At 69.4% G+C, this 15,702-nt stretch carries 29 protein-coding genes; all 29 read left to right on the top strand.

Features of this window, described 5'->3' with window-relative positions; translation table 11 throughout:
- Positions 1-14: 14 nt before the first annotated feature.
- The 29 genes from rplC to rpsD all read left to right on the top strand — a co-directional run bounded on the left by rplC (position 15) and on the right by rpsD (position 15,625).
- Entirely contained in the window at positions 15-683 is a 669-nt protein-coding gene (rplC, locus tag D9V37_RS01270; protein WP_121804311.1) for a 50S ribosomal protein L3, read from the top strand.
- On the top strand, positions 683-1,471 hold the full coding sequence (rplD, locus tag D9V37_RS01275) for a 50S ribosomal protein L4 (RefSeq protein ID WP_121804312.1): 789 nt from the start codon (positions 683-685) through the stop codon (positions 1,469-1,471). Before rplC ends, rplD begins: the two co-directional genes overlap by 1 nt.
- Positions 1,468-1,773: a 50S ribosomal protein L23 gene (gene rplW, locus D9V37_RS01280; RefSeq protein WP_121804313.1), complete on the top strand. Its 306-nt coding sequence runs from the start codon at positions 1,468-1,470 to the stop codon at positions 1,771-1,773. The genes rplD and rplW overlap by 4 nt, the downstream gene beginning before the upstream one ends.
- Before the next feature lie 20 nt (positions 1,774-1,793).
- Positions 1,794-2,627 carry a 50S ribosomal protein L2 gene (gene rplB / locus D9V37_RS01285; RefSeq protein ID WP_121804314.1) on the top strand — a complete coding sequence of 278 codons (834 nt, stop codon included), beginning with the start codon at positions 1,794-1,796 and terminating at the stop codon, positions 2,625-2,627.
- 11 nt (positions 2,628-2,638) lie between these two features.
- A complete protein-coding gene (rpsS, locus tag D9V37_RS01290; RefSeq protein ID WP_121804315.1) occupies positions 2,639-2,920 on the top strand; it encodes a 30S ribosomal protein S19 in 282 nt (93 codons plus the stop codon).
- 28 nt (positions 2,921-2,948) lie between these two features.
- On the top strand, positions 2,949-3,461 hold the full coding sequence (gene rplV, locus D9V37_RS01295; protein WP_121804316.1) for a 50S ribosomal protein L22: 513 nt from the start codon (positions 2,949-2,951) through the stop codon (positions 3,459-3,461).
- The gene (gene rpsC / locus D9V37_RS01300) at positions 3,461-4,294 is read left to right on the top strand and encodes a 30S ribosomal protein S3 (protein WP_121804317.1); all 834 of its coding nucleotides are present in this window, start codon (positions 3,461-3,463) and stop codon (positions 4,292-4,294) included. The genes rplV and rpsC overlap by 1 nt, the downstream gene beginning before the upstream one ends.
- A gap of 3 nt (positions 4,295-4,297) precedes the next feature.
- Positions 4,298-4,717, top strand: a complete 420-nt coding sequence (gene rplP / locus D9V37_RS01305; protein WP_121804318.1) for a 50S ribosomal protein L16 — start codon at positions 4,298-4,300, stop codon at positions 4,715-4,717.
- Positions 4,717-4,962 carry a 50S ribosomal protein L29 gene (gene rpmC / locus D9V37_RS01310; protein ID WP_121804319.1) on the top strand — a complete coding sequence of 82 codons (246 nt, stop codon included), beginning with the start codon at positions 4,717-4,719 and terminating at the stop codon, positions 4,960-4,962. Before rplP ends, rpmC begins: the two co-directional genes overlap by 1 nt.
- The gene (gene rpsQ, locus D9V37_RS01315; protein WP_121804320.1) at positions 4,959-5,228 is read left to right on the top strand and encodes a 30S ribosomal protein S17; all 270 of its coding nucleotides are present in this window, start codon (positions 4,959-4,961) and stop codon (positions 5,226-5,228) included. Before rpmC ends, rpsQ begins: the two co-directional genes overlap by 4 nt.
- A complete protein-coding gene (gene rplN, locus D9V37_RS01320; protein WP_121804321.1) occupies positions 5,225-5,593 on the top strand; it encodes a 50S ribosomal protein L14 in 369 nt (122 codons plus the stop codon). The genes rpsQ and rplN overlap by 4 nt, the downstream gene beginning before the upstream one ends.
- 1 nt (position 5,594) lies before the next feature.
- Complete coding sequence (rplX, locus tag D9V37_RS01325) at positions 5,595-5,951, top strand: 50S ribosomal protein L24 (protein ID WP_121804322.1); 357 nt, start codon at positions 5,595-5,597, stop codon at positions 5,949-5,951.
- Positions 5,951-6,553 carry a 50S ribosomal protein L5 gene (gene rplE, locus D9V37_RS01330; protein ID WP_121804323.1) on the top strand — a complete coding sequence of 201 codons (603 nt, stop codon included), beginning with the start codon at positions 5,951-5,953 and terminating at the stop codon, positions 6,551-6,553. Before rplX ends, rplE begins: the two co-directional genes overlap by 1 nt.
- Before the next feature lie 13 nt (positions 6,554-6,566).
- The gene (locus D9V37_RS01335) at positions 6,567-6,752 is read left to right on the top strand and encodes a type Z 30S ribosomal protein S14 (protein WP_121804324.1); all 186 of its coding nucleotides are present in this window, start codon (positions 6,567-6,569) and stop codon (positions 6,750-6,752) included.
- 75 nt (positions 6,753-6,827) lie between these two features.
- A complete protein-coding gene (gene rpsH / locus D9V37_RS01340) occupies positions 6,828-7,247 on the top strand; it encodes a 30S ribosomal protein S8 (protein WP_121804325.1) in 420 nt (139 codons plus the stop codon).
- A gap of 22 nt (positions 7,248-7,269) precedes the next feature.
- Positions 7,270-7,812, top strand: a complete 543-nt coding sequence (gene rplF, locus D9V37_RS01345; protein WP_121804326.1) for a 50S ribosomal protein L6 — start codon at positions 7,270-7,272, stop codon at positions 7,810-7,812.
- Between the two features lie 2 nt (positions 7,813-7,814).
- Positions 7,815-8,198, top strand: a complete 384-nt coding sequence (rplR, locus tag D9V37_RS01350; RefSeq protein WP_121804327.1) for a 50S ribosomal protein L18 — start codon at positions 7,815-7,817, stop codon at positions 8,196-8,198.
- A gap of 31 nt (positions 8,199-8,229) precedes the next feature.
- Complete coding sequence (gene rpsE / locus D9V37_RS01355; protein ID WP_121804328.1) at positions 8,230-8,853, top strand: 30S ribosomal protein S5; 624 nt, start codon at positions 8,230-8,232, stop codon at positions 8,851-8,853.
- A complete protein-coding gene (gene rpmD, locus D9V37_RS01360) occupies positions 8,853-9,044 on the top strand; it encodes a 50S ribosomal protein L30 (protein WP_121804329.1) in 192 nt (63 codons plus the stop codon). The genes rpsE and rpmD overlap by 1 nt, the downstream gene beginning before the upstream one ends.
- 29 nt (positions 9,045-9,073) lie before the next feature.
- Entirely contained in the window at positions 9,074-9,514 is a 441-nt protein-coding gene (rplO, locus tag D9V37_RS01365) for a 50S ribosomal protein L15 (protein WP_121804330.1), read from the top strand.
- 65 nt (positions 9,515-9,579) lie between these two features.
- A complete protein-coding gene (secY, locus tag D9V37_RS01370) occupies positions 9,580-10,875 on the top strand; it encodes a preprotein translocase subunit SecY (RefSeq protein WP_121804331.1) in 1,296 nt (431 codons plus the stop codon).
- A 16-nt stretch (positions 10,876-10,891) separates the two neighbouring features.
- A complete protein-coding gene (locus tag D9V37_RS01375) occupies positions 10,892-11,467 on the top strand; it encodes an adenylate kinase (RefSeq protein ID WP_121804332.1) in 576 nt (191 codons plus the stop codon).
- Between the two features lie 7 nt (positions 11,468-11,474).
- Entirely contained in the window at positions 11,475-12,287 is an 813-nt protein-coding gene (gene map, locus D9V37_RS01380; protein WP_121804333.1) for a type I methionyl aminopeptidase, read from the top strand.
- Between the two features lie 174 nt (positions 12,288-12,461).
- Entirely contained in the window at positions 12,462-13,502 is a 1,041-nt protein-coding gene (locus tag D9V37_RS01385) for an LLM class flavin-dependent oxidoreductase (protein ID WP_121804334.1), read from the top strand.
- Positions 13,503-13,667: 165 nt separating this feature from the next.
- Positions 13,668-13,889 (top strand): translation initiation factor IF-1, encoded by a 222-nt coding sequence (gene infA, locus D9V37_RS01390; RefSeq protein WP_056536352.1) that lies wholly within the window; start codon positions 13,668-13,670, stop codon positions 13,887-13,889.
- Between the two features lie 17 nt (positions 13,890-13,906).
- On the top strand, positions 13,907-14,020 hold the full coding sequence (gene rpmJ, locus D9V37_RS01395; RefSeq protein WP_028656369.1) for a 50S ribosomal protein L36: 114 nt from the start codon (positions 13,907-13,909) through the stop codon (positions 14,018-14,020).
- A 180-nt stretch (positions 14,021-14,200) separates the two neighbouring features.
- Complete coding sequence (rpsM, locus tag D9V37_RS01400) at positions 14,201-14,575, top strand: 30S ribosomal protein S13 (protein ID WP_121804335.1); 375 nt, start codon at positions 14,201-14,203, stop codon at positions 14,573-14,575.
- 3 nt (positions 14,576-14,578) lie between these two features.
- Positions 14,579-14,983: a 30S ribosomal protein S11 gene (gene rpsK / locus D9V37_RS01405; protein ID WP_121804336.1), complete on the top strand. Its 405-nt coding sequence runs from the start codon at positions 14,579-14,581 to the stop codon at positions 14,981-14,983.
- Positions 14,984-15,016: 33 nt separating this feature from the next.
- The gene (gene rpsD / locus D9V37_RS01410; RefSeq protein WP_121804337.1) at positions 15,017-15,625 is read left to right on the top strand and encodes a 30S ribosomal protein S4; all 609 of its coding nucleotides are present in this window, start codon (positions 15,017-15,019) and stop codon (positions 15,623-15,625) included.
- Positions 15,626-15,702 lie beyond the last annotated feature (77 nt).

The raw sequence follows: 15,702 nt of genomic DNA on the forward strand, positions 1-15,702 counted from the left end.
GGAGTCCGAAGCTGATGAGCACCACATTCGAGCGCCCCGTCAAGGGCCTGCTGGGCACCAAGCTCGGCATGACCCAGGTCTGGGACGACAACGCCCGCATCGTGCCGGTCACGGTCGTCGCCGCGAGCACCAACGTCGTCACCCAGGTCCGCACGCCCGAGACCGACGGCTACAACGCCATCCAGGTCGGCTACGGCGAGATCGCCGGCTCCAAGGTGACGCGGCCGGAGTCCGGCCACTTCACCAAGGCCGGTGTCACCCCCCGCCGCCACCTGGCCGAGATCCGCACCGCCGACGCCGGCTCCTACAGCGTCGGCCAGGAGATCGCCCCGGACGTCTTCGCCGCGGGCGAGGAGGTCGACGTCACCGGCACCAGCAAGGGCAAGGGCTTCGCGGGCACGATGAAGCGCCACGGCTTCGCCGGCGTCAGCGCCTCCCACGGTGCGCACCGCAACCACCGCAAGCCCGGCTCCATCGGCGCCTGCGCCACGCCGGGCCGCGTCTTCAAGGGCATGCGGATGTCGGGCCGGATGGGCACCGACACCATCACCACCCAGAACGTCACCGTGCACGCGGTCGACCTCGAGAAGGGCGTGATCCTGCTCAAGGGCGCCGTCCCCGGCCCCAAGGGCGGTCTCGTCGTCATCCGCACCGCTGCGAAGAGCCAGGAGGTGTCCGCCTGATGGCGACCAACGTCAACGTCGATCTCCCCGCCGAGATCTTCGACGTCGAGACCAACCTCGCGCTGATCCACCAGGTCGTGGTGGCCCAGCAGGCCGCTGCTCGTCAGGGCACGCACGCCACCAAGACCCGCGGCGAGGTCCGCGGCGGTGGCAAGAAGCCCTACAAGCAGAAGGGCACCGGTCGCGCCCGCCAGGGCTCGACCCGCGCGCCGCAGTTCGCCGGCGGTGGCACCGTCCACGGTCCGCAGCCGCGCAGCTACGACCAGCGCACCCCGAAGAAGATGAAGGCCGCCGCCCTGCGCGGTGCCCTCTCCGACCGGGCCCGCGCCGGCCGCGTCCACGTCGTCGACGGTCTGGTCGAGGGCGACAAGCCGTCGACCCGCGGTGCCGTGCAGGCGCTCGCCACGATCTCCGGCAACCGTCGCCAGCTGGTCGTGCTCGAGCGTGAGGACGCGCTGACCTGGCTCTCGCTGCGCAACGTCGACGCGGTGCACATCCTGGCCGTCGACCAGCTCAACACCTACGACGTGCTGCTGGCCGACGACGTGGTCTTCACCCGCGGCGCCTACGACGCGTTCGTCGGTGGCACCGCCTCCTCGAGCGCACGGCCGGCGACGGTCGTCGAGGAGCCCGCCGCCGACGCCGTCAACGAGGCCAGCCCGGCCGTCGAGGACGACAAGCCGGCAGCGAAGAAGGCCCCCGCGAAGAAGGCAGCGGCCACGAAGGCGCCGGCCAAGAAGGCAGCGGCCAAGAAGACGGCTGCGAAGGCTGAGAAGGAGTCCGAGTGAGCACCCTGCACAAGGACCACCGCGACATCTTGATCGCGCCGGTCGTCTCCGAGAAGAGCTACGGCCTGCTCGACAACAACAAGTACACGTTCCTGGTGCGCCCGGACGCCAACAAGACCGAGATCAAGATCGCGGTCGAGAAGGTCTTCGACGTCAAGGTCACCGCGGTCAACACCGTCAACCGCCAGGGCAAGACCCGTCGCACCCGCAACGGCCTGGGTCGCCGCGCCAACACCAAGCGCGCGATCGTCAGCCTGGCCGAGGGCGACCGCATCGACATCTTCGGAGGCCCGGTCTCCTGACCGGGGTCTGAGAGGACATCATGGCTATCCGCAAGTACAAGCCGACCACGCCGGGCCGCCGCGGCTCGTCGGTGGCCGACTTCGCCGAGATCACCCGCACCACGCCGGAGAAGTCGCTGGTCCGCCCGCTGCCCAAGAAGGGCGGCCGCAACAACCAGGGTCGGATCACCACCCGCCACCAGGGTGGTGGCCACAAGCGTGCCTACCGCGTCGTCGACTTCCGTCGCTACGACAAGGACGGCGTGCCGGCCACGGTCAAGCACATCGAGTACGACCCGAACCGCACCGCGCGCATCGCGCTGCTGCACTACGCCGACGGCGAGAAGCGCTACATCATCGCTCCCGACGGCGTGCGGCAGGGGACGGCCATCGAGGCCGGCGCCAACGCCGACATCAAGCCCGGCAACAACCTGCCGCTGCGCAACATCCCGGTGGGCACCACGGTGCACTGCATCGAGCTGCGGCCCGGCGGCGGCGCCAAGATCGCCCGCTCGGCCGGCATCTCGGCCCAGCTGGTCGCCAAGGAGGGCTCGCGCGCACAGCTGCGGATGCCCTCGGGCGAGATGCGCTACGTCGACGTCCGCTGCCGCGCCACCATCGGCGAGGTCGGCAACGCCGAGCAGTCGAACATCAACTGGGGCAAGGCCGGCCGGATGCGCTGGAAGGGCAAGCGTCCGACCGTCCGCGGTGTCGTCATGAACCCGGTCGACCACCCGCACGGCGGTGGTGAGGGCAAGACCTCCGGTGGTCGCCACCCGGTGTCCCCGTGGGGCAAGCCCGAGGGCCGTACCCGCAAGCGCAAGAGCAGCGACGCGCTCATCGTGCGTCGTCGTCGTACCGGCAAGAAGCGTTAGGAAGCACTGACATGCCTCGCAGCCTGAAGAAGGGCCCGTTCGTCGACGACCACCTGGTCAAGAAGGTCGACGCGCAGAACGCGGCCGGCACGCACAACGTCATCAAGACCTGGTCGCGTCGGTCGATGATCGTGCCCGACATGATCGGCCACACCCTCGCGGTGCACGACGGCCGCAAGCACGTGCCGGTGTTCGTCACCGACTCGATGGTCGGTCACAAGCTGGGCGAGTTCGCGCCCACGCGCACCTACCGCGGCCACGTCAAGGACGACCGGAAGAGCCGCCGCCGCTGAGGCGGGGGCAAGAGGAGAACCACCACTCATGAGCGTTACCGAGCGTCAGCGCGTCAGCGCCCGTCGCGAGTCGCTGCTCGGCGAGGAGCCGGGTGCGTTCGCGTCCGCGCGCTTCGTGCGGATCACCCCGATGAAGGCACGCCGGGTCGTCGACCTGGTGCGCGGCCTCCCGGTCGACGACGCCCTCGCGCTGCTGCAGTTCGCACCGCAGTCCGCGTCGGAGACCGTGTACAAGGTCTTGGAGTCGGCGGTGGCCAACGCCACCACCACCGAGGACCTGGACCGCGGCACCCTGGTCGTGTCCAAGGCACTGGTCGACGAGGGCCCGACGATGAAGCGCTGGCGCCCCCGGGCCCAGGGCCGGGCCAGCCGGATCAACAAGCGCACCAGCCACATCACGCTGGTCGTGCAGCCGGCCGAGGCCAAGCCCGAGCCGAAGGCGGAGAAGGCACCGGCCAAGAAGACCGCCGCCAAGAAGGCGCCCGCCAAGAAGGCCGCCGCCAAGAAGACCACCCCCGCGAAGACGGAAGAGGACGCCTGATGGGTCAGAAGATCAACCCCAACGGCTTCCGGCTCGGCGTCTCCACCGACCACAAGAGCCGCTGGTACGCCGACAAGCTCTACAAGTCCTACGTGGGCGAGGACGTCGCCATCCGGCGGCTGCTGTCCAAGGGCATGGAGCGGGCCGGCATCGCCAAGGTCGAGATCGAGCGCACCCGCGACCGGGTCCGCGTCGACATCCACACCGCCCGCCCGGGCATCGTCATCGGCCGCCGCGGCGCCGAGGCCGACCGGATCCGCGGCGAGCTGGAGAAGCTCACCGGCAAGCAGGTGCAGCTGAACATCCTCGAGGTCAAGCAGCCCGAGGTCGACGCGCAGCTGGTCGCCCAAGGCGTCGCCGAGCAGCTCGCCGGCCGCGTGCAGTTCCGCCGCGCGATGAAGAAGGCCATGCAGACCTCGATGCGCTCGGGTGCCAAGGGCATCCGGATCCAGTGCTCGGGCCGTCTCAACGGTGCGGAGATGTCGCGCTCGGAGTTCTACCGCGAGGGCCGCGTCCCGCTGCACACGCTGCGCGCCGACATCGACTACGGCTTCTACGAGGCCAAGACCACCTTCGGCCGGATCGGCGTGAAGGTCTGGATCTACAAGGGCGAGGTCGCCGGCACGCGCGCGGAGCGCGAGGCCCAGGCCGCCGCCCGCGCCGGTGCGCCGGGTCGTCGTGGCCCGCGCGACGGCGCCCGTGAGGGTGGCCGTGGCGGCGAGCGTCCCAGCCGCGGCACCCGTCCCTCGCGCGCCGACCGCGGCGCCGAGGCCCCGGCGGCGACCTCTGGTGAGGCTCCCGCCGAGGCCAGCAGCACCGGATCGGAGGCCTGAGCCATGTTGATGCCCCGTCGTGTCAAGCACCGCAAGCAGCACCACCCCAAGCGGACCGGTGCGGCCAAGGGCGGCACCAAGCTCTCCTTTGGTGAGTACGGGATCCAGGCCGTCGAGGCGCACTACGTGACCAACCGGCAGATCGAGTCGGCGCGTATCGCGATGACCCGCCACATCAAGCGCGGCGGCAAGGTGTGGATCAACATCTACCCCGACCGCCCGCTGACCAAGAAGCCCGCCGAGACCCGCATGGGTTCGGGCAAGGGCTCCCCGGAGTGGTGGATCGCCAACGTCAAGCCCGGGCGCGTCATGTTCGAGCTGTCCGGCGTCACCGAGGACGTCGCCCGTGAGGCGATGCGCCGCGCGATCCACAAGCTGCCCATGAAGTGCCGCTTCATCTCCCGAGAGGACGGCGAGTTCTGATGCCGACCACCACCCAGGCCAACGAGCTCGACGAGCTCACCGCGGCCGACCTGGAGACCAAGCTGCGCGAGGCCAAGGAAGAGCTGTTCAACCTGCGCTTCCAGGCCGCCACCGGTCAGCTGGAGAGCCACGGCCGGCTGCGCACGGTCAAGAAGGACATCGCCCGGATCTACACCGTGGTGCGCGAGCGCGAGCTCGGCATCCGTACCGACCCGGGCGCGAGTGACGAGAAGGATGAGGCATGAGCGACGCCGCAGTTGAGCGCACTGCCCGCAAGGTCCGCGAGGGCCTCGTGGTCAGCGACAAGATGGACAAGACCGTGGTCGTCACCGTCGAGGACCGGGTCAAGCACGCGCTGTACGGCAAGGTCCTGCGGCGCAGCTCGAAGCTGAAGGCGCACGACGAGCAGAACCAGTGCGGCGTCGGCGACCGGGTGCTGCTGATGGAGACCCGCCCGCTCAGCGCGACCAAGCGCTGGCGCGTGGTGGAGATTCTGGAGAAGGCGAAGTGATCCAGCAGGAGTCGCGACTCAAGGTCGCCGACAACACCGGTGCCAAGGAGATCTTGTGCATCCGGGTGCTCGGCGGCTCCGGCCGGCGCTACGCCGGCATCGGCGACGTCATCGTCGCCACCGTCAAGGACGCCATCCCCGGCGGTGGCGTGAAGAAGGGCGACGTCGTCAAGGCCGTCGTCGTGCGCACCGTCAAGGAGCGCCGGCGTCCCGACGGTTCCTACATCCGCTTCGACGAGAACGCCGCGGTGATCCTCAAGAACGACGGCGAGCCGCGCGGCACCCGCATCTTCGGCCCCGTGGGGCGCGAGCTGCGCGAGCGTCGCTTCATGCGGATCATCTCGCTGGCCCCGGAGGTGCTCTGAGATGAGCGTGAACATCAAGAAGGGCGACACCGTCACGGTGATCGCCGGCAAGGACAAGGGCGCCGAGGGCAAGGTCATCGCGGTGCTGCGCGAGCAGCAGCGGGTGATCGTCGAGGGCGTCAACCGCGTCAAGAAGCACACCAAGTCCGTCGACCAGGGCGGTCGCGCCGGCAAGACCGGCGGCATCGTGACCACCGAGGCCCCGATCCACATCTCCAACGTGATGCTGACCTCGGGCAAGGGCACGACGCGGATCGGCTTCCGCCGTGACGAGGTCACCAAGACCCGCGCCGACGGCTCGACGTACACCGCGCACCGCAGCGTGCGGATCGCGCGCAAGACGGGTGACGAGATCTGATGACTGAGACCACTGTTGAGGAGACCACCGCGGCCCCGGCCGAGGAGAAGGTCACTCCGCGCCTGAAGACGCGCTACCGCGAGGAGATCGTCCCCGCGCTGCGCGAGCAGTTCGGCCACGCCAACGTGATGCAGGTCCCCGGCCTGGTCAAGATCGTGGTCAACATGGGGGTGGGCGAGGCCGCTCGCGACTCCAAGCTGATCGAGGGCGCGGTCAACGACCTCGCCGCGATCACCGGCCAGAAGCCGCAGGTCACCAAGGCCCGCAAGTCCATCGCCCAGTTCAAGCTGCGCGAGGGCATGCCCATCGGCGCCCACGTGACGCTGCGCGGCGACCGGATGTGGGAGTTCCTGGACCGCCTGCTCGCGCTCGCGCTGCCCCGGATCCGCGACTTCCGCGGTCTCTCCGACCGGCAGTTCGACGGTCGCGGGAACTACACCTTCGGTCTGACCGAGCAGGTCATGTTCCACGAGATCAACCAGGACCGGATCGACCGCTCGCGCGGCATGGACATCACGGTCGTCACCACGGCCACGAACGACGACGAGGGGCGGGCGCTGCTGCGGCAGCTCGGCTTCCCGTTCCAGAGCAACGAGAAGTAGGGCAGGAGCAGACATGGCGAAGACCGGACTGAAGGTCAAGGCCGCGCGCAAGCCGAAGTTCGCGGTGCGCGCGTACACCCGCTGCCAGCGCTGCGGCCGCCCCAAGGCGGTCTACCGCAAGTTCGGCCTGTGCCGGATCTGCCTGCGCGAGATGGCCCACCGCGGCGAGCTGCCCGGCGTCACCAAGAGCTCCTGGTAAGTCCAGGCGCCGATCCCACCCGTTGAAGGTCCCGCGACCGCGGGAAACCACTGCGAGAAAGAAGCAACCCACACCATGACGATGACCGACCCGATCGCAGACATGCTCACGCGTCTGCGCAACGCCAACCAGGCGTACCACGACGAGGTCGCGATGCCCTACAGCAAGCTGAAGAGCGGCGTCGCGGAGATCCTCCAGCAGGAGGGCTACATCACCTCCTGGAAGGTCGATGACAACACCGACGAGAAGGGTCAGCCGGCCGTCGGCAAGACCCTGACCGTGACGCTGAAGTACGGCCGCAACCGGGAGCGCTCGATCGCCGGCGTCCGCCGCATCAGCAAGCCCGGTCTGCGCGTGTACGCCAAGCACACCGGGCTCCCCAAGGTGCTCGGCGGCCTGGGCGTCGCGATCATCTCGACCAGCCAGGGCCTGCTGACGGACCGTCAGGCCAACTCCAAGGGCGTTGGCGGGGAAGTCCTCGCCTACGTCTGGTGACGAGAGCGAGAGGAGAACACCCATGTCCCGCATCGGCAAGCTTCCCGTCGCGGTGCCCTCGGGCGTCGACGTCGCGCTCGACGCCGCCACGGTGACCGTCAAGGGGCCCAAGGGCACCCTGTCGCACACCGTGGCCGAGCCGATCACCGTCGCCAAGGGCGACGACGGCGTGCTCGAGGTCAAGCGCCCCAACGACGAGCGGCTCTCCAAGTCGCTCCACGGCCTGACCCGCACCCTGATCAACAACATGGTCATCGGTGTCACCGACGGCTACACCAAGAAGCTGGAGATCCACGGCGTCGGCTACCGCGTCCTCGCGAAGGGCCCGACGCAGCTGGAGTTCCAGCTCGGCTACTCCCACCCGATCACCTTCAACGCCCCCGACGGCATCACCTTCGCGGTGGAGAACCCCACCCGGCTCTCCGTCTCGGGCATCGACAAGCAGCTGGTCGGCGAGGTGGCCGCCAACATCCGCAAGCTCCGTAAGCCCGAGCCCTACAAGGGCAAGGGCGTGCGTTACGAGGGCGAGCACGTCCGCCGCAAGGTCGGAAAGGCTGGTAAGTGACGATGGCGATCGCACTGCGTACCCCCAAGCACGCCAGCAGCCGGGCCTCGTCCCGGCTGCGCCGCCAGATCCGCGGCCGCAAGAAGGTCAGCGGCACCGCCGAGCGTCCGCGCCTGGTGGTCACCCGCTCGGCCAAGCACATCACCGTGCAGGTCGTCGACGACCTGGTCGGGCGCACGCTGGCCTCGGCCTCCTCGATGGAGGCCGACCTGCGCGGCGCGGACGGCGACAAGAGCGCCAAGGCGCGCAAGGTCGGCGAGCTGGTGGCCGAGCGGGCCAAGGCCGCCGGGGTCGAGGGCGTGGTCTTCGACCGCGCCGGCAACAAGTACCACGGTCGCGTCGCGGCCCTTGCCGAGGGCGCCCGCGAGGGCGGCCTGAGCTTCTGATGGACAACGTGAGCAGGGAAGAGGACATCTCATGAGCGGACCCCAGCGCGGGCGTGCCGGCGGCGATCGCCGCGGCGGACGTGACGGTGGTCGCGGCCAGCAGGGCGAGCGCAGCAACTACCTCGAGCGCGTCGTGGCGATCAACCGCGTCGCGAAGGTCGTCAAGGGCGGTCGTCGGTTCAGCTTCACCGCCCTGGTGATCGTCGGCGACGGCGACGGGATGGTCGGCGTCGGCTACGGCAAGGCCAAGGAGGTGCCGGCCGCCATCGCCAAGGGCGTGGAGGAGGCCAAGAAGCACTTCTTCAAGGTGCCGCGGGTGCAGGGCACGATCCCTCACCCCGTGCAGGGCGAGAAGGCCGCGGGCGTGGTGCTGCTGCGTCCGGCCTCTCCCGGTACCGGCGTCATCGCCGGCGGCCCGGTGCGTGCGGTGCTGGAGTGCGCGGGCATCCACGACGTGCTGAGCAAGTCGCTGGGGTCCTCGAACCAGATCAACATCGTCCACGCCACCGTCGAGGCGCTGCGCTCCCTGGAGGAGCCGGAGGCCGTGGCGGTCCGCCGTGGTCTGTCGGTCGAGGACGTCGCTCCGGCCGCGCTGCTGCGCGCTCGGGCGGAGAAGCCCGACGAGGCGCCTGCCGCCGCGGAGGTGTCCGCCTGATGGCCACTACCACCAAGCTGCGCGTGCAGCAGAAGCGGTCCTCGATCGGCTGCCTCGCCAACCAGCGCGCGACGCTGCGCTCGCTCGGCCTCAAGCGGATCGGCCACGTCGTCGAGAGGGACGACAGCCCTGAGGTCCGCGGCATGATCCACACGGTGCGCCACCTGGTGCACGTCACCGAGGTCGGCTGACCCCTACTTTCCATACTGAGGAACTCCACATGACGCTCAAGCTGCACCACCTGCGCCCGGCCCCCGGGTCGCGGACCGCGCGTACCCGCGTGGGCCGCGGTGAGGGCTCCAAGGGCAAGACGGCCGGCCGGGGCACCAAGGGCACCAAGGCCCGCTACCAGGTCTCCGCCGCCTTCGAGGGCGGGCAGATGCCGCTGCACATGCGGCTGCCCAAGCTCAAGGGCTTCAAGAACCCGTTCAAGGTCGACTACCAGGTCGTGAACCTGGACCGCATCGCCGTGCTCTTCCCCGAGGGCGGCACCATCGGCGTCGACGAGCTCGTGGCCCAGGGTGCGGTCCGCGAGGGCCGCCCGGTCAAGGTCCTCGGCCAGGGCGACCTGGGCGTGGCCGTGCAGGTCACCGCTCACCGGTTCTCGGAGTCGGCGAAGACCAAGATCGCTGCCGCGGGGGGCTCGACCACCGAGCTGTGAGGGCAACGTCAGGGCAACCTGTGCCCCTGTTAGCCTTCCCTTGAGCTCGAGATAGGAACCCCACGTTGCTGCGCGCCTTCGCGAACGCCTTCCGGACGCCGGACCTGCGCAAGAAGCTGCTGTTCGTGCTGCTCATCGTGGCGGTCTTCCGGCTCGGCGCGCAGGTGCCGGCCCCCGGCGTCAACGTCGCGAACGTGCAGGACTGCTTCCAGCAGAGCAAGGACTCGGGCATCTACAGCCTGATCAACCTGTTCTCCGGCGGCGCGCTGCTCCAGCTCACCATCTTCGCGCTCGGGATCATGCCGTACATCACGGCGAGCATTATCTTGCAGCTGCTGGTGGTGGTGATCCCGCGGCTGGAGGCGCTGAAGAAGGAAGGCCAGGCCGGCCAGACCAAGATCACCCAATACACCCGCTACGTGACGCTGGGGCTGGCGATCCTGCAGGCCACCGGCATCGTGGCGCTGGCGCGCTCCGGCAGCCTGCTCCAGGGCTGCAGCAAGCAGTTGGTCTACGACCAGGACATCTCCACCGCCGTGGTCATGGTCATCACGATGGTGGCCGGCACCGCGATCATCATGTGGCTGGGCGAGCTCATCACCGAGCGCGGCATCGGCAACGGCATGTCGATCCTGATCTTCACCCAGGTCGTCGCCACGTTCCCGGCCACGCTGTGGCAGCTGAAGATCGCCAAGGGGTGGTGGGTCTTCGGCGCGACCATCATCGTCGGCTTCGCGATCATCGCCGCGGTCATCTTCATCGAGCAGGCGCAACGCCGGATACCGGTGCAGTACGCCCGCCGGATGGTGGGCCGCAAGATGTTCGGCGGCTCCTCGACCTACATCCCGCTCAAGGTGAACCAGGCCGGCGTCATCCCGGTCATCTTCGCCTCCAGCCTGCTCTACCTGCCGGCCATGGCGGTGCAGTTCAACCAGAACTCCAGCGCCGGCTGGGTCGCCTGGCTCTCCTCGCACTTCGTGCGCGGCGACCACCCGATCTACATGGCCACCTACTTCCTGCTGATCATCTTCTTCACCTACTTCTACGTGGCGATCACCTTCAACCCCGAGGAGGTCGCCGACAACATGAAGCAGTACGGCGGCTTCATCCCGGGCATCCGGGCCGGTCGCCCCACGGAGGAGTACCTGAAGTACGTCCTCGAGCGCATCACGCTCCCCGGTGCGCTCTACCTGGGCCTGATCGCGCTGATCCCGCTCGTGGCGCTCTCGCTGGTCAACGCCAACTCCAACTTCCCCTTCGGCGGCACCTCGCTGCTCATCATGGTCGGCGTCGCGCTCGACACGGTGAAGCAGATCGAGAGCCAGCTTCAGCAGCGCAACTACGAGGGTTTCCTCAGATAGGTCCGGGTGAGCTCAGATGCGATTGATCTTCATGGGTCCCCCCGGTGCCGGCAAGGGCACGCAGGCCAAGCTGGTGGCTGACCGGTTCTCGATCCCCGCGATCTCGACCGGTGACATCTTCCGGGCCAACGTCTCCGAGGGCACCGAGCTGGGCCGCGAGGCCCAGCGCTACATGGACGCCGGGGAGTACGTGCCCGACGAGGTGACGAACCGGATGGTGCGTAACCGCATCGACGAGGAGGACGCCGTCAAGGGCTTCCTGCTCGATGGCTACCCGCGCACGCTGGCCCAGGTCGAGGAGCTCGACGGGATGATCGGCTTCACCGGTCACCAGCTCGACGCGGTGGTGGTGCTCACCGTGGAGAGCGAGGAGCTGGTCCAGCGGCTGCTCAAGCGCGCCCAGACCGACGGTCGCACCGACGACACCGAGGACGTCATCCGGCGTCGCCAGGAGCTCTACGTCGAGCAGACCGAGCCGCTGATCGAGGTCTACCGCGAGCGCGGCATCCTGCGGGAGGTCGACGGCGTGGGCGAGGTCGACGACGTCACCCAGCGGATCTCCGACGCGCTGGCGAGCGTCACCGAGAGCTAAGCCCGCCGTGCTGGGTCGCGGCGTCGAGGTCAAGACGCCCGAGCAGATCGAGGCGATGCGGGTCGCCGGCCTGCTGACCTGCCGCACGTTGGAGCTGCTGCGCGCCGCCGTCCGCCCCGGCGTGACGACGGCGGAGCTCGACGCGCTGGCCGAGGCCCACATCCGCGACCACGGCGGCGTGCCGTCGTTCCTGGGCTACGGCACTCCGCCCTTCCCGGGTTCCATCTGCGCCAGCGTCGACGACGTCGTCGTGCATGGCGTGCCGGGACCGCTGGCGCTGGCCGAGGGCGACGTCGTCTCCATCGACTGCGGCGCCATCGTCGACGGCTGGCACGGCGACGCCGCGATCACGGTGCCCGTCGGTGCGGTACCGGAGAAGGTGACCCGGATGATCGCCGTGGCCGAGGACGCGATGTGGGCCGGCATCGCCGCGGCCCACGTGGGCGGCCGGGTCAGCGACATCTCCCGCGCGGTCGAGGGGTGCGTACGCGCGGCGGGGGAGTACGGCATCCTGCGCCACTTCACCGGTCACGGCATCGGGACCGCGATGCACCAGGCCCCCGACGTCCCGAACTACGGCGGCTCGGTGCGGACCCGGCTGCGGCCGGGCCTGGCGCTCGCGGTGGAGCCGATGATCACGCTGGGCAGCTCGGAGTGGCTGGTCGACGACGACGAGTGGACCATCCGCACCGACGACGGCTCGTGGTCGGCCCACGTCGAGCACACCTTCGCGCTGACCGAGCGCGGTCTCTGGGTCCTGACGGCCGAGGACGGCGGCCGCACCCGGCTCGGGGCGGCGTACGGCGGGCCCAACGTCTAGACCTGCCCGCCGGCCGGGATCGCGACGGCGTCGCAGGTCGGGGACTTCCCACGACGAACTGTCACTTCCCACAGGTCCTGCGTCGTGGGAGGCGGCCGTTCACCATGCCACCATGGGGAACGAGTGACGGACGGGGCGCCGGAATCGTCAGCCCCGCCCCGGCGTTGACCCGACGTGAAGCTCTCGGTCCTCGACCTCGTGCCCGTCCGCAGCGGCCAGTCCAGCGGCGATGCCGTCCACGCCAGCCTGGACCTGGCCCGGACCGCCGACGATCTCGGCTACCACCGCTACTGGGTGGCCGAGCACCACAACATGCCGGCGGTCGCCGCCACCAACCCGCCGGTGCTGATCGCCATGATCGCCGGCGCCACCCGCCGGATCCGCGTCGGGTCGGGCGGGGTGATGCTGCCCAACCACGCCCCGTTCGTGGTGGCCGAGCAGTTCGGGCTGCTCGAGGCGGCCTACCCGGGCCGGATCGACCTCGGCATCGGCCGGGCGCCGGGCAGCGACCCGGTGACGAGCTACGTGCTGCGCCACGGCGGCGGTGGCGTCGAGGACGACGCGGTGGCGCGGTTTCCCCGCTACGTCGACGACATCATGACCATGCTCGAGCCCGACGGGGCCTCCCTGGAGCTCAACGGCCGCAGCTACCCGCTGCGGGCCACCCCGGCGGCCACCTCCACCCCGCCGCTCTGGTTGCTCGGCTCCTCGGACTACTCGGCCCGGCTCGCCGCGCAGAAGGGGCTTCCCTACGTCTTCGCCCACCACTTCTCCGGCAACGGCACCGCGGAGAGCCTCGCGCTCTACCGTGACGGCTTCCGCCCCTCCCAGTACGCCGCCGAGCCGACCACCCTGCTGACCGCCAACGTCGTCGTGGCCGAGACCGCCGAGGAGGCCGAGCGGCTGGCGCGGCCCCAGCTGCTGGCGATGCTCGCACTGCGCACGGGCGCCCCACTGACGCCGCAGCGCACGGTCGAGGAGGCCGCCGCGGTGCAGGTGCCGGCCGCCCACGAAGGGCTGCTCGAGGCGATGCGCAGCCGCTGGTACATCGGCTCGCCCGACACCGTGGCCCAGGGGCTGGGCCGGCTGGCCGCCGAGCACGGCGTCGAGGAGCTGATGGTGCATCCGGTCGCGGGAGCGGGCCTGGACACCCCGACGGATTCCTCCCCGGCGCGCGAGGAGTCGCTGCGGCTGCTGGCCAAGGCGATGGATTAGGGTTTTCCAGCGCCCTCGGCCTACACTGATGTGTCGGCCTGTGATGGCCGCGCTTCGTGGCGCCCGGTCCCGCCCTCGCCCGTCGGCTCAGTCGCTGAGCTCCGACCCGTGTGCGGTGGCGTGCGCCGCGCCGAGAAGATCACCCAGACGAAGATTGCGGAGGACATGCCGAAGAAAGAAGGCGTGATCGAGATGGAGGGCTCCGTGGTGGAGGCCCTTCCCAACGCCATGTTCCGTGTGGAGCTCTCCAACGGACACAAGGTGCTCGCCCACATCTCAGGCAAGATGCGCCAGCACTACATCCGGATCCTCCCCGAGGACCGCGTGGTGGTGGAGCTGTCCCCCTACGACCTCACCCGCGGTCGCATCGTCTACCGCTACAAGTAACGAAGGACGCCCCGCGCATGAAGGTCAACCCGAGCGTCAAGCCGATCTGCGACAAGTGCAAGGTCATCCGTCGCCACGGTCGCGTCATGGTCATCTGCGACAACCCGCGCCACAAGCAGCGTCAGGGCTGACGCCGGCGCGGAGCCGAGATCCGCGCAGCATCCGGCAAGACGAACGACACAACTGAATAACCCCACTGCGTGATCGCTGGCCGGGCTCGCCCGGTGACTCACCTCCGGAGCAGTGGCCGGGGACCGCACTCGGTGCGGAACGCGACACGCCACACACCGCTGTGCAACCGAAGGACACACATGGCACGCCTCGTCGGCGTCGACCTCCCGCGCGACAAGCGCATCGAGGTCGCGCTCACCTACATCTACGGCATCGGCCGTACCCGCGCCCACCAGGTCCTCGCGGCCACCGGCGTCGACCCCGACGCGCGCGTCCACGCGCTCAGCGAGGACGACCTGGTCAAGCTCCGCGACGAGATCGAGGCGAACTTCCGCATCGAGGGCGACCTGCGCCGCGAGACCCAGGCCGACATCCGTCGCAAGATCGAGATCGGCAGCTACCAGGGTCGCCGCCACCGCATGGGCCTCCCGGTCCGCGGTCAGCGCACCAAGACCAACGCCCGTACTCGCAAGGGTCCCAAGCGGACCGTCGCCGGCAAGAAGAAGGCCAAGTAACCCATGCCTCCCAAGACTCGTCAGGGCGCGGCCAAGAAGGTCCGCCGCAAGGAGAAGAAGAACGTCGCTGCGGGCGAGGCCCACATCAAGAGCACGTTCAACAACACGATCGTCACGATCACCGACCCCACCGGGGCGGTCGTCTCCTGGGCCTCGGCCGGCACCGTCGGCTTCAAGGGCTCGCGCAAGTCCACCCCGTTCGCCGCGCAGATGGCCGCCGAGGCCGCCGGTCGCCGGGCGATGGACCACGGCATGAAGAAGATCGACGTCTTCGTCAAGGGCCCCGGTTCGGGCCGCGAGACGGCGATCCGGTCGCTGGGTGCGATCGGCCTGGAGGTCGGCACCATCCAGGACGTGACGCCCACGCCGCACAACGGCTGCCGCCCGCCCAAGCGCCGTCGCGTCTGACGTCGACCAGAGACTTCCGAGGAGAACACCACCATGGCCCGTTACACCGGCCCCATGACCAAGAAGTCGCGCCGTCTGGGCGTCGACCTGGTCGGCGGCGACGCCGCCTTCGAGAAGCGCCCCTACGCGCCCGGCCAGCACGGTCGCGCGCGGATCAAGGAGAGCGAGTACCGCAACCAGCTGCAGGAGAAGCAGAAGGCCCGCTTCACCTACGGCGTGATGGAGAAGCAGTTCCACAACTACTACGACGAGGCCAGCCGTCGTCCCGGCAAGACCGGTGACAACCTGCTCCAGCTCCTGGAGTGCCGTCTGGACAACGTCGTGTACCGAGCCGGCTTCGCCCGCACCCGCCGCCACGCACGGCAGCTCGTGGTCCACGGCCACTTCCTGGTCAACGGCCACAAGGTCGACATCCCCAGCTACCAGGTCAGCGCCCACGACGTCATCGACGTCCGGGAGAAGTCGCTGGAGATGACCCCGTTCATCGTGGCGCGCGAGACCCACGGCGAGCGGCTCGTGCCGGCCTGGCTCGAGGCGCAGCCGAACCGGATGCGCGTCCTGGTCCACTCCGTGCCGGTCCGGGCCCAGATCGAGATCCCGGTCCAGGAGCAGCTGATCGTCGAGTACTACTCCAAGAAGTAGTCACCAGCAGTTGAGTTAACGCAGTACGCCAGGACGCGGCCGCAGGCGGCCTGGTGCCTTCCCACCACACGAAAAAT

The organism is Nocardioides mangrovicus, from assembly GCF_003674065.1.
Lineage (GTDB): Bacteria > Actinomycetota > Actinomycetes > Propionibacteriales > Nocardioidaceae > Marmoricola > Marmoricola mangrovicus.

Bases quoted from the DNA above. Each gene is read 5' to 3' on its own strand.
- rplP (WP_121804318.1), top strand. From the start codon at position 4,298: ATGTTGATGCCCCGTCGTGTCAAGCACCGCAAGCAGCACCACCCCAAG.
- rplB (WP_121804314.1), top strand. From the start codon at position 1,794: ATGGCTATCCGCAAGTACAAGCCGACCACGCCGGGCCGCCGCGGCTCG.
- infA (WP_056536352.1), top strand. From the start codon at position 13,668: ATGCCGAAGAAAGAAGGCGTGATCGAGATGGAGGGCTCCGTGGTGGAG.
- rplC (WP_121804311.1), top strand. From the start codon at position 15: ATGAGCACCACATTCGAGCGCCCCGTCAAGGGCCTGCTGGGCACCAAG.
- rplX (WP_121804322.1), top strand. From the start codon at position 5,595: ATGAGCGTGAACATCAAGAAGGGCGACACCGTCACGGTGATCGCCGGC.
- rpmJ (WP_028656369.1), top strand. From the start codon at position 13,907: ATGAAGGTCAACCCGAGCGTCAAGCCGATCTGCGACAAGTGCAAGGTC.
- rplD (WP_121804312.1), top strand. From the start codon at position 683: ATGGCGACCAACGTCAACGTCGATCTCCCCGCCGAGATCTTCGACGTC.
- D9V37_RS01335 (WP_121804324.1), top strand. From the start codon at position 6,567: ATGGCGAAGACCGGACTGAAGGTCAAGGCCGCGCGCAAGCCGAAGTTC.
- rpsD (WP_121804337.1), top strand. From the start codon at position 15,017: ATGGCCCGTTACACCGGCCCCATGACCAAGAAGTCGCGCCGTCTGGGC.
- rplR (WP_121804327.1), top strand. From the start codon at position 7,815: ATGGCGATCGCACTGCGTACCCCCAAGCACGCCAGCAGCCGGGCCTCG.
- rpsE (WP_121804328.1), top strand. From the start codon at position 8,230: ATGAGCGGACCCCAGCGCGGGCGTGCCGGCGGCGATCGCCGCGGCGGA.
- rpsQ (WP_121804320.1), top strand. From the start codon at position 4,959: ATGAGCGACGCCGCAGTTGAGCGCACTGCCCGCAAGGTCCGCGAGGGC.
- rplV (WP_121804316.1), top strand. From the start codon at position 2,949: ATGAGCGTTACCGAGCGTCAGCGCGTCAGCGCCCGTCGCGAGTCGCTG.
- rpsH (WP_121804325.1), top strand. From the start codon at position 6,828: ATGACGATGACCGACCCGATCGCAGACATGCTCACGCGTCTGCGCAAC.
- rplF (WP_121804326.1), top strand. From the start codon at position 7,270: ATGTCCCGCATCGGCAAGCTTCCCGTCGCGGTGCCCTCGGGCGTCGAC.
- rpsM (WP_121804335.1), top strand. From the start codon at position 14,201: ATGGCACGCCTCGTCGGCGTCGACCTCCCGCGCGACAAGCGCATCGAG.
- rpsK (WP_121804336.1), top strand. From the start codon at position 14,579: ATGCCTCCCAAGACTCGTCAGGGCGCGGCCAAGAAGGTCCGCCGCAAG.
- rplO (WP_121804330.1), top strand. From the start codon at position 9,074: ATGACGCTCAAGCTGCACCACCTGCGCCCGGCCCCCGGGTCGCGGACC.
- rpsS (WP_121804315.1), top strand. From the start codon at position 2,639: ATGCCTCGCAGCCTGAAGAAGGGCCCGTTCGTCGACGACCACCTGGTC.
- rpmC (WP_121804319.1), top strand. From the start codon at position 4,717: ATGCCGACCACCACCCAGGCCAACGAGCTCGACGAGCTCACCGCGGCC.
- rpmD (WP_121804329.1), top strand. From the start codon at position 8,853: ATGGCCACTACCACCAAGCTGCGCGTGCAGCAGAAGCGGTCCTCGATC.
- D9V37_RS01375 (WP_121804332.1), top strand. From the start codon at position 10,892: ATGCGATTGATCTTCATGGGTCCCCCCGGTGCCGGCAAGGGCACGCAG.
- rplE (WP_121804323.1), top strand. From the start codon at position 5,951: ATGACTGAGACCACTGTTGAGGAGACCACCGCGGCCCCGGCCGAGGAG.
- rpsC (WP_121804317.1), top strand. From the start codon at position 3,461: ATGGGTCAGAAGATCAACCCCAACGGCTTCCGGCTCGGCGTCTCCACC.